Genomic DNA, 3555 nt, shown 5'->3' on the forward strand with positions numbered 1-3555 from the left:
CCCGCACCCACCGCCCCCGCATCCCCCGCTGGCTGCGCCGCACCAGCGGACCCCTGCTGCTGCTCGGCCTGTGGCAACTCCTCAGCTCCACCGGCGTACTGACCGCCGAAGTGCTCGCCTCGCCCGGCACCATCGCCGGGGTCGCCCGCGATCTGCTCGCCGACGGTTCGCTCACGCAGGCCATGGGTGTCTCGCTGCAACGGGTCGCGGTCGGGCTGCTTTTCGGCGCCGTCATCGGGATCACGCTCGCCCTGCTCTCCGGGCTCTTCCGGATCGGCGAGGACCTGGTGGACGCCGGGATGCAGATGCTGCGGACGGTGCCCTTCGTCGGACTGATCCCGCTGTTCATCATCTGGTTCGGGATCGGCGAGGTGCCGAAGATCGCCATCATCACGCTCGGCGTGGTCTTCCCGCTCTACCTCAACGCGTACGCCGGGATCCGCGGCGTCGACGCCCAGCTGATCGAGGCCGGACAGTCACTGGGCCTGTCCCGCTGGGGACTTGTCCGCCACGTCGTCCTGCCGGGCGCCCTGCCCGGCGCGCTCACCGGACTGCGCTACGCGCTCGGGGTCGCCTGGCTCGCGCTCGTCTTCGCCGAACAGGTCAACGCCGACGCGGGGATCGGGTTCCTGATGATGCAGGCCCGCGACTTCCTGCGCACCGACGTGATCGTCGTCTGCCTGATCGTCTACGCCTTCCTCGGCCTGCTCGCCGATCTCGCCGTCCGCACCCTCGAAAGGCTGCTCCTGCAATGGCGACCGACCTTCACCGGCCAGTGACCGGCACATCCGCGGCGGTACGGGTCGAGGGACTCAGCCGCACCTTCGACGGCCGCCGCATCATCGACGACCTCGAACTCACGGTGCAGCCGGGCGAGTTCGTTGCCCTGCTCGGACGCAGCGGCTGCGGGAAGTCCACCCTCCTGAAGATCCTCGCCGGCCTCGACCGCGAGATCGACGGCACCGTGCTCGTGCCGCGGCGCAGGGCCACGGCGTTCCAGGCGCCGCGCCTTCTGCCCTGGAAGAAGGTGTGGCGCAACGTGCTGCTCGGGCTCCCGGGCCGCCCCGGCCGCGAGGTGGCCGAACAGGTGCTCGCCGAAGTGGGGCTCTCCCACCGCGCCGACGCCTGGCCCAAGACACTCTCCGGCGGCGAGGCCCAACGCGGCTCGCTGGCCCGTGCGTTGGTTCGCGAACCCGATCTGCTGCTGCTCGACGAACCCTTCGGCGCCCTGGACGCCCTCACCCGGCTCAAGGCCCAGCACCTGGTCGGCGAGGTGTGGCAGCGGCGCGGCTGCGCGGTGCTCCTGGTCACCCATGACGTGGAGGAGGCGGTGCTGCTCGCGGACCGGGTCCTGGTGATGGAGGACGGAGTGATCGCCCACGAGGTCAACGTCGGCCTCGACCGCCCCCGCTCCCTCACCGACCCGCGGTTCGCGGCCCTGCGCGGGGAACTGCTCAATCGGCTCGGCGTCGGCCCCGTGCACGCTGCCTGACCTTCAACCCCTGTACGAGCACCCGGACTCGCACCCGGACTCGCACCCGTACGAACCCCCGTACGAACCCCCGTACAAGCAAAGGGACATCGCCATGCGCACGCGCCGTATCCTGCCCGCCCTGCTCCTCCCTCTCGCCCTCCTCGCCACCGCCTGCGGTGGCTCCTCCTCCGCCGACACCGGGGGTGACGGCACCGACGGCAAGGGCTCGCTCACGCTCAACGTCGGTGACCAGAAGGGCGGTTCGGAGGCCGTGCTGCGGGCCGCCGGGGAACTCGACGATCTCGACTACAAGATCAAATGGTCCACGTTCACCTCCGGGCCACCCCTCCTCGAAGCCGTCAACGCCAAGGCCGTGGACATCGGAGCGGTCGGCAACACACCGCCGGTCTTCGCGGCCGGCGCCGGCTCGAAGATCACCGTGGTGGCCGCCACCCACGGCAGCCCCGCGGGCGAGGCGATCCTCGTACCGGAGGACTCACCGCTCGAGCGCCCCGAGCAGCTCGAGGGCAAGTCCGTCGCCGTCGCGCAGGGCAGCTCGGCGCACTTCCAGCTGATCTCCGCCCTGAAGAAGGCGGGACTGACCCTCGAGGACATCAAGGTCAGCTATCTGCAACCGGCCGACGCACTCGCCGCGTTCAACGGCGGCAAGGTGGACGCCTGGGCGGTCTGGGACCCGTACACCTCGCAGGTGCTCACCGCGAAGCAGGGCAAGGTCCTCACCGACGGCGAAGGCGTCGTCAACGGGCTGAGCTTCCAGGTGGCGTCACCCTCCGCGCTGAAGGACAAGAAGAAGTCGGCCGCGATCGAGGACTACCTGGCGCGGCTGCGGCGGGCCCAGGACTGGGTGTTCGCCCACCCCGAGGAGTGGGCGAAGGTCTGGGCGAAGGACACCGGACTGCCCTACGAAGCCGCCCTCGCGGCCGTGCAGCGCTCCAACGGCACCCGGGTCCCGGTCGCCGTCGACAAGGCCGCCATCGCCTCCGAACAGCAGATCGTCGACACCTTCGCCGACTTGAAGCTGATCCCTCGCAAGGTCACCTTCGCCGACTTCGTGGACCCGCGCTTCAACGGCGACCTGCCGCCCTCCACCACCCCGGCCCGCACCTACACGGAGAAGTGACATGACCGTCCACCTGCACTGGTTCCTGCCCACCGGCGGCGACGGCCGCACCCTCGTCGACCGGCACGCCTACACCGACGGCGGCATCAAGCGCTCCCGGATCACCCCCATCAGCGGGGTGCGGGCGCCCGACATCGAGTACCTGGCCCAAATCGCCAAAGCCGCCGAACAGTTGGGCTTCGAGGCCGTCCTCACCCCGACCGGCACCTGGTGCGAGGACGCCTGGCTCACCACGGTCGCGCTGGCCCAGCACACGGAGCGGCTGAAGTTCCTGGTGGCGTTCCGGCCCGGCGTGATCTCACCGGTGCTCGCCGCGCAGATGGCGGCCACCTACCAGCGCATCACGCGCGGCCGGCTGCTGCTCAACGTGGTGACCGGTGGCGACTCCACGGAGCAGCGCCGCTTCGGCGACCATCTCGGCCACGATCAGCGCTATGCCCGTACGGACGAATTCCTCTCCGTCGTACGGGGAGCATGGAGCGGTCTCCCGTACGACTTCACGGGCGAGCACTACCGCGTGGACGGCGCCCTGACCGCACTGCCGCCCGACCCGCTCCCGCAGATCTTCTTCGGCGGGTCCTCGCCGGCCGCGGGACCGGTCGCGGCGCGGCACTCGGATGTGTATCTGACCTGGGGTGAACCGCCGGAGCAGGTCAAGGAGAAGATCGACTGGATCCGGGGGCTCGCGGAGGCGGAGGGGCGCACGGTCCGTTTCGGGATCAGGCTGCACTCGATCTCGCGCGACTCGTCCGCGGAGGCCTGGTCGGTGGCGCACCGGCTGCTCGACGACCTGGACACGGAGACGGTCGCGGCGGCCCAACAGGCGCTCGGCCGCAGCGAGTCGGTGGGCCAGCAGCGGATGCTCGCGCTGCACGGAGGCAGCCGGGACCGCCTCGAGATCGCACCGAACCTGTGGGCCGGGGTGGGGCTGGTGCGGGGT

4 protein-coding genes are annotated in these 3555 nt (G+C 70.7%); all 4 read left to right on the forward strand.

Going from position 1 to position 3555, the window contains the following annotated elements; translation table 11 throughout:
• Positions 1 to 779: ABC transporter permease (locus tag G6045_RS39870; protein WP_165337137.1), on the forward strand; the 779-nt coding region annotated here is incomplete at its 5' end.
• Positions 752 to 1492: an ABC transporter ATP-binding protein gene (locus tag G6045_RS39875; RefSeq protein WP_165337138.1), complete on the forward strand. Its 741-nt coding sequence runs from the start codon at positions 752 to 754 to the stop codon at positions 1490 to 1492. The genes G6045_RS39870 and G6045_RS39875, both read left to right, overlap by 28 nt.
• A 94-nt stretch (positions 1493 to 1586) precedes the next feature.
• Positions 1587 to 2615 carry an ABC transporter substrate-binding protein gene (locus G6045_RS39880; protein WP_165337139.1) on the forward strand — a complete coding sequence of 343 codons (1029 nt, stop codon included), beginning with the start codon at positions 1587 to 1589 and terminating at the stop codon, positions 2613 to 2615.
• 1 nt (position 2616) lies between these two features.
• Positions 2617 to 3555 (forward strand): LLM class flavin-dependent oxidoreductase (locus G6045_RS39885; RefSeq protein WP_165337140.1); only part of this gene is annotated, 939 nt, incomplete at its 3' end.

The sequence above is a fragment of the Streptomyces mesophilus genome (genome assembly GCF_011044995.1).
GTDB lineage: Bacteria > Actinomycetota > Actinomycetes > Streptomycetales > Streptomycetaceae > Streptomyces > Streptomyces mesophilus.